Annotated in this window: 6 protein-coding genes; 4 read left to right on the top strand and 2 right to left on the bottom strand. The window is 71.6% G+C overall.

The window, feature by feature from the left end:
• A partial coding sequence (locus H5J26_RS26540) for an ABC transporter substrate-binding protein (RefSeq protein ID WP_181768504.1) occupies positions 1–887 on the top strand: 887 nt, incomplete at its 5' end.
• 177 nt (positions 888–1064) lie between these two features.
• Positions 1065–2927 (top strand): hypothetical protein, encoded by a 1863-nt coding sequence (locus tag H5J26_RS32325; protein ID WP_181768503.1) that lies wholly within the window; start codon positions 1065–1067, stop codon positions 2925–2927.
• Positions 2928–2960: 33 nt separating this feature from the next.
• On the opposite strand, the gene H5J26_RS26530 is transcribed toward H5J26_RS32325, so the two are convergent.
• Complete coding sequence (locus H5J26_RS26530) at positions 2961–4154, bottom strand: NADH-quinone oxidoreductase subunit D (protein ID WP_181768502.1); 1194 nt, start codon at positions 4152–4154, stop codon at positions 2961–2963.
• A gap of 121 nt (positions 4155–4275) precedes the next feature.
• Between H5J26_RS26530 and H5J26_RS26525 the strand changes: the two genes are divergently transcribed.
• Positions 4276–4827, top strand: a complete 552-nt coding sequence (locus tag H5J26_RS26525; protein WP_181768501.1) for a PH domain-containing protein — start codon at positions 4276–4278, stop codon at positions 4825–4827.
• Positions 4828–4832: 5 nt separating this feature from the next.
• Positions 4833–6260 (top strand): PH domain-containing protein, encoded by a 1428-nt coding sequence (locus H5J26_RS26520; RefSeq protein WP_419183856.1) that lies wholly within the window; start codon positions 4833–4835, stop codon positions 6258–6260.
• Positions 6261–6300: 40 nt separating this feature from the next.
• Here H5J26_RS26520 and H5J26_RS26515 read toward each other — a convergent pair.
• Positions 6301–7032: SAM-dependent methyltransferase (locus tag H5J26_RS26515; protein ID WP_181768500.1), on the bottom strand; the 732-nt coding region annotated here is incomplete at its 5' end.

Genomic DNA, 7032 nt, shown 5'->3' with positions numbered 1-7032 from the left:
GCGGCGGGAACAGCCTCGAGAAGGAGGGCGGCGGCTCCGCGGACGGCGGCGGTTCCAAGGGCGAGCTGGTCGTCGGCTCCGCCGGGTTCACCGAGTCGCAGGTCGTGGCGGAGCTGTATTCCAAGCTGCTGGCCAAGGCCGGATACGACACTTCGATCAGCAAGCTGAAGAACCGCGAACTGTACGAGCCCGCCCTGGAAAAGGGTGAGATCGACGTCGTGCCGGAATACGCGGCGACTCTTGCCGAATTCCTCAATGCGAAGGAGAACGGGGCGAAGGCGAAGCCCGTCGCATCGAGTGACACGGACAAGACGGTTGCGGCACTCGAGAAGCTTGCGAAGCCGCGCGGTCTGAAGGTTCTTCCGGCGGGCGAGGCCGTGGACCAGAACGCCTTCGCGGTCACGAAGGACTTCGCCGAGAAGCACGATCTGAAGACGCTCTCGGATCTGGGCAAGTCGGGCGAGAAGATCAAGCTGGCGGCGAGCGACGAATGCGAGGAGCGTCCCTTCTGCCGCCCCGGTCTGGAGAAGACCTACGACATCGACATCACCGAGATCGACCCCAAGGGCGTCGGAACTCCTCAGGCGAAGGAGGCGGTCAAGGACGGCAGCGACCAGCTCGTCCTCACCACGACCACCGACGCCACCCTCGCCGACTTCGGCCTCGTGCTGCTGAAGGACGACAAGAACCTGCAGAACGCCGACAACGTGCTGCCCGTCGTCAACTCCAAGAAGGCAGGCGGCAAGAAGGTCGCAGACGCCCTGGGCAAGCTGACGAAGGTGCTCACCACGGAGGACCTCGCCGACCTCAACCGGAAGGTGGACGCCGAGCGGCAGAAGCCGAAGGACGTCGCGGAGGAGTACCTCAAGGCGAAGAACCTGCTCTGAACCGCCGTTCGGCGGGGCCCGGAATTCGCGGCCGTCGAGCCCGGCTGCGATGCGGGCGGTGCAGATGACAGAGAAGGGGACAGCGAAGGGCGAAAAGGGACACCGGACGGTTGTGGGGGCGTAACAATGCCCCTCGTCCGGTGCCTGATCGGAGCCTTGCACGGTACATTCCAGGCCATGCCACGTGGACGTCATCGCCATTCGCAGCCACTGCACCGGTTCCTCGCTCCGGTAACCGTCTCAGCGGCCGCACTGATCTGCGCGGGAGGCGCCTGGCTGGTCGGTGAGCCGGGTGTCGGTGACACGGACACGGTATTGCTGCGCGCATTCACCGCCGCCGCCGCTGCGGCGGCGGTGAGCGGTGCCGTGCTGCTCCGTGTCTGGGACCGCGCGGCGGGCAGACGCGTAGGCGAACTCAAGGCCCGCCAGACGAGCACCGAATGGCGTGCCGAGGAGCGTCAGGCGGAGGTCGAAAGCGAACTCGAAGAGGCCCGTGAGGCCCGCGAGAAGACGCAGGGCAAGCTTCGGGAAAAGCGCAGCGAACTGGCAGAGCTGCGCAGCGAGCACGCCGACCTGCTGCGCCGGTACGCCCATGCCGAGACCGAGCGGGCGAGTGCCCTGGAGGGGCGCCGGCAGCTGGAACTCGAGTCCGGGGAGCCGACGAAGGCGCTCACCGCGTCGGCGACCGACCACCGGAACTCCTCGGGCGCTCCCACGCCGCTCACGTACCTGCAGGCGAACGAGGCGCTGAGGAACCTCAGCCGGAACCTCGCACGGCGGCTGGAGCAGGAACAGCAGGAGCAGCAGGAACAGGTGGTCAACCTCCGCAAGGAGCAGCTGCGCGAGCAGCGCCGGCAGGAGCTGGAGCCGGACCGCGAGCGGGAGCGCGAACGCCAGAAGCCGAGGCCCGCCGTCGAGGAGCGCCCCACGGACTCGGATGCCGGAAGGTTCGACTTCTTCGGCACCGGAGCGGCCAAGCCGAAGAGGCGCGCCAAGAAGTCACCGCCCGTACCGCCGAGGCCGCGCGAGTCCGGAGAGGTCCGCGAGCCCGCCAAGTCCCCCGAATCGGCTGGCAGTTCGCAGCCGGAAGAGCCCGTCGGTGAAGTGGCGCAGCCACCGGCCTCCGACGATTCCGGTACGCAGGCCGGTCCGAACGGGCGCGGCAGTCGCTCCAGGCCCGGGGAGTCCCGTACGCAGGCGAAGGCGGGTGGCCGCGGTACGCAGCTGAAGTCCCAGAGCTCCCGCACTCGTTCGAAGTCCGGCGAGGCGGGGGAGAAGCCGGCGAATCAGGCTTCGCGCGGACCCGTGAAGAAGGCCGGAGCCGAGGCGACGGACGCGAAGCGTGCGCCTGAGGGTTCGCCTGCGGGGGACAAGGACGCCGACGCCGCGAAGGCGGAGGCGGAGCCGGAGCCGGGCTCCCTGTTCGGGAGCGCGCCCGGGACGAAGTCCCGGTCCGGGCTGGGAGCCAGGCGCGCGAACGTCTCCAAGACCGGCGACGAGGGCGGGTCCGCCACGGGCCCCGAGCCGGGGCTCGGGGCCACGCGTGAGCCGGGAGCGAAGCCCCGCACGGGGGCCGGGCCAGGAGCAGGGACGGCCAACGGGCGGGACGTGGAGTCCAAGTGCGGGGCCCTGGCGGGGACGGGAGCCTCCGAGCCCAGGAGCGACGCCGTTTCCGGGGCCACCCTGGGGAAGGCCGAGTCCGCGACCGACGCCAAGTCCGGGACGGAGACCAACGGGACGGAGACCAACGGGATCGACGCCAACGGAGCCGAGCCCAAGTCCGGGTCGGCCTCCGGGCCCGGCCTCGCCAAGTCCTCGACCGGCACCGAGCCCGAGCCGGAGAGCGAGAACGAGACCGGCACTGCCGCGTCCGGGCCGGCCGGCAAGGACGAGACCGGCGCCGAGCCCCGGACCGATGAGCGGCCCGGCACGGACAACAGCGACCCGGCGGCCGAGACCGAGGCCCCGGGCTCCAAGTCCACGACGAGGACCGGCCCCAAGCCGAAGTCCGGCCCTGCCGGGGTGCGGAACGCGAGCTGACCGGGTCGCCGGCCTGGGGCGGCCCGGGCGGCCTCACTTGTCGATGTCGCCCACGACGAAGAAGAACGACCCCAGGATCGCGACCATGTCCGCCACCAGCGTCCCGGGCAGCAGCTCCGTGAGCGCCTGGATGTTGTTGAACGAGGCCGAGCGGAGCTTGAGCCGGTACGGCGTCTTCTCGCCCTTGGAGACGAGGTAGTAGCCGTTGAGGCCCAGCGGGTTCTCGGTCCAGGCGTAGGTCGCGCCCTCGGGCGCCTTGAGCACCTTCGGCAGGCGCTGGTTGACGGGACCGGGCGGCAGTTGTCCGAGCCGGTCCAGGCAGGCGTCGGCAAGGTCCAGTGAGTTGTAGGCCTGCTCCAGCAGCACCTCGAAGCGGGCGAGACAGTCGCCCTCGCTCCGCGTCACGACCTTGAGCGTGTCCCGCAGCTCTTCGTACGCCAGGTACGGCTCGTCACGGCGGAGGTCGAAGTCGACGCCGGAGGCGCGCGCGATCGGGCCGCTGACGCCGTACGCGTGGACCGTTTCGGGTGCGAGGACGCCGACTCCGCGCGTACGGCCGCGGAAGATCTCGTTCCCCGTGACCAGCCGGTCGAAGATGTCCATCCGGGACCGCACGTCCGCGACCGCCTGCCTCGCCCGTGCCTGCCAGCCGGCGGGCATGTCCTCCTTCAGGCCGCCGACCCGGTTGAACATGTAGTGCATCCGGCCGCCGGACAGCTCCTCCATCACGTGTTGCAGCTCCTCGCGTTCGCGGAACGCGTGGAAGACCGGTGTGATGCCGCCCAGTTCGAGCGGATAGGAGCCGAGGAACATCAAGTGGTTGAGCACGCGGTTGAGTTCGGCGAGCAGCGTCCGCGTCCAAACGGCGCGCTCGGGGACCTCCATGCCCAGCATGCGCTCGACGGCCAGGACCACGCCCAACTCGTTCGAGAACGCGGACAGCCAGTCGTGACGGTTGGCGAGGACGATGATCTGGCGGTAGTCGCGGGCCTCGAAGAGCTTTTCCGCGCCTCGGTGCATGTAGCCCACGACCGGCTCCACCTGGCTGATCAGCTCGCCGTCGAGGACGAGCCGCAGCCGCAGCACGCCGTGCGTGGAGGGGTGCTGGGGACCGATGTTGAGCACCATGTCCGTGCTCTCGGCGGCGCCGCCGACGCCGACCGTGGTCTGCGTCCCAGGTGCCTGCGCCGTACCGGTCGTGCCGTCCGTCGTCGTCCGCTGGCTCATGGCCCTTAGTCTCGCACCCCTTCCCGGCGCGTCATCTGGCGGCGGTGGTTCCCGCATCCGCGCACGCGGGCTGCTTCCCCGCCCCCTGGGCCGCTGTGGCGCCCCGGCATACGCTGGGCGCATGACAACGGGGACAGGCCGGACGGACGCCGACGAGGACCAGCCCGAAGCCACGCTGGACGCCGGCCCGGCGGCGGGGGCCGGTGGGGAGACCGAGAGCTGGAGGGGCGTCGAGCGGGCGCTGCTGAAGGTGCGGCGGGTCGTGCTGCTCTGCACGCTGCTGCCGCTGGGCGTCGTGACCGCCGTGCTGCTGGGGCTGACTGCCGGACCGGTGTGGGCGGCGTTCGCGCTGCTGCCGCTCGGGTGCCTGGCCTGGGGCTGGGGCGCGCTGGAGCGCAACTGGCGCTCGTGGCGGTACGTGGAGCGTGAGGACGACCTTCTGATCAGCCGCGGAGTGCTGTGGCGTGAGCTGACGGTGGTGCCGTACGGGCGCATGCAGCTCGTCGAGGTCACCTCCGGCCCGCTGGAGCGGCGTTACGGCCTTGCCCGGGTGCAGCTGCACACCGCTGCCGCGACGACCGACGCCGAGATCCCGGGGCTCGCGCCCGCGGAGGCGGAACGCCTGCGCGACCGGCTCACGGAGCTCGGCGGGGCCAGGTCGGCGGGCCTGTGAGCGAGTTGTCGAAGCAGACGTCCGTACAGGCGTCGGAGCAGGCGGGGCCGGCCGCCCCGGTGGAAGGTGCCCCGTCGGGAGCCGGCGAGGAGGCCACCGGGACGTCCGGCCGTTCGCTGCTGCCGCGTCGCCCCGAGGGCAAGCCTCTGCATCCCGTCACGCCGTGGCGCCGGGCATGGGCACCGGTCGCCGGTCTGATCGCCTTCTCCATGCACGACTTCCAGCGCACGCAGGAGTGGTTCTCGCACCTGACGGGCGGATGGCTGATCGTCGCGTTCGCCGTGGTGCTGCCGGTGGCAGCGGCATACGGCTTCCTCTCCTGGTGGTTCACCAGTTATCTCGTCACCGACACCGAGCTGCGCATCCGTACGGGCCTGGTCTTCCGACGGGTGGCGCACATACGGCTGGACCGCATCCAGGCCGTCGACGTGGGCCGGCCGTTGCTCGCCCGTGTCGCCGGCGTCGCGAAGCTGAAGCTGGACGTCGTCGGTGCGGAGAGCAAGGACGAACTGGCCTTCCTCGCCGAACGGGAAGCCGTCGCCCTTCGCGCCGAACTCCTCGCCCGCGCCGCCGGGATCGCTCCGGAAGCCGCCCCCGAAGCCGGTGAGGCTCCTGCTCGCGAAATGCTGCGCGTGGAGCCCCGCACGCTCGTCGTCGGTCTGCTGCTGATGGGTTCGGGCTGGGGGGTGCTCCTGGCGGCGATCCTGGTCCCCCTGGCCGTCTACGCGGCGAGCGACAGCGTCCTGGTGGCCCTCGGCACGCTGCTGCCCGCCCTGGGCGGCGTGTGGGCGAGCACCGGCGGCCGGTTCCTCAAGGAGTACGACTGGACGGTTGCCGAATCGCCGGACGGGCTGCGCCTGGACCACGGTCTGCTGGACCGCGAACACGCGACCGTACCGCCGGGCCGTGTGCAGTCCGTACGGATCACCGAGCCCCTGCTGTGGCGTCGTAGGGGCTGGCTGCGCGTCGACCTGGAGATCGCCGGGGCGGGCAAGGACAAGGGCGGCGTGCTCATCCCCGTGGCCGCCCGCGACGAGGTCGCGGAGGTCCTCGCGAGGGTGCTGCCGGGCGTCGGTCTCGATGAGGCCGTGCGGGAGTTGGCTCCCGTGCCGGCGCGCGCCGTCTGGTGCGCGCCGCTCATGTGGCGCGGCTACGCGCACGGGGTCACCGACGCTGTTTTCGTCACCCGCAGCGGGCTGCTCAGGCGCCGCGTCACGCTGGTCCCGCACGCCAAGGTGCAGAGCGTCCGCTTCGGGCAGGGCCCCTGGGAGCGCCGGATGGGCCTGGCGAACGTGACCGTCGACCACGGTGCGAACGGCTCGGCGGCGGCCCAGCTGCGCGACGCGGAGGAGGCGCGCGCCATCGTGGACGCCCAGGCGGAGCGCTCGCGTACGGGGCGCAGGGAGGCGCGCCCGTACCGGTGGATGACGTAGGAGTTGGGAGAGCTGCACGGTGGCTCGGCAGTCCCCTCGCTCAGCCGAAGGGTGATGCGACGCCGCCCAGCGGCTGGACCAGCCAGCTGAACGCGCCCAGGCCCGCGGCGTCGGTCAGTTCCGCTGCCCCGCCCGCCGCCGCCAGCCGACGTACGTAGGCGGCGGGATCGCTGGACGCCAGCGCGAGCGGCGGGCGTGCGCCGTCGACCTCCAGGGCCCGCAGTGCGGTGCGCTGGGAGAGCAGCGCAGGGGGAGAGGGGCCGGCTCCCTCAGTCTCCGCGCGTGCGGCTGCCCCGGCCGCCGCGCAGGCGTCGAGCGCCACATGGGAGGTCAGGTCGCGGCTGCCGTCCGGTACGGGAGAGACCTCGCGGCCTTCGAGGTAGCCGGTGAGCGTCCCGAAGGGCGGACGGTCCTCATGGCGGTGGCCGTAGTCGACGGCGACGGCGAGACCGCGGTCGAGGATGCGAACGGCCGTCGCCCACGCCTCGTCGCGGGGGCGCCCCAACTCCGCGCGCAGCCCTGGCTCGGCACTCCCGCCCTGTTCCGCGGTCAGGGGCCACCAGCGGGCCAGCCAGTCGGTGTCGGGCCCCTGCGGCAGCGGTCCGCCGAGCTGTTCGGCTCCGTCCGACGCCCGCACGAGCACTTCGTGAGGACGACCGTCGGTACCGACCTCGACGACGTCGACGGGCACGTTGTCCAGCCATTCGTTGGCGAAGAGCAGACCTGCCGCCCCCGCCCCTGCCGGCAGTTCGTGCGACCAGACGATGCGCTC

The organism is Streptomyces albidus (ex Kaewkla and Franco 2022), assembly GCF_013870515.1.
GTDB classification, from domain to species: Bacteria; Actinomycetota; Actinomycetes; order Streptomycetales; family Streptomycetaceae; genus Streptomyces; species Streptomyces albidus.
The sequence above is the reverse complement of the archived record's forward strand: the minus strand, read 5'-3'. Positions and strand labels throughout refer to the sequence as shown.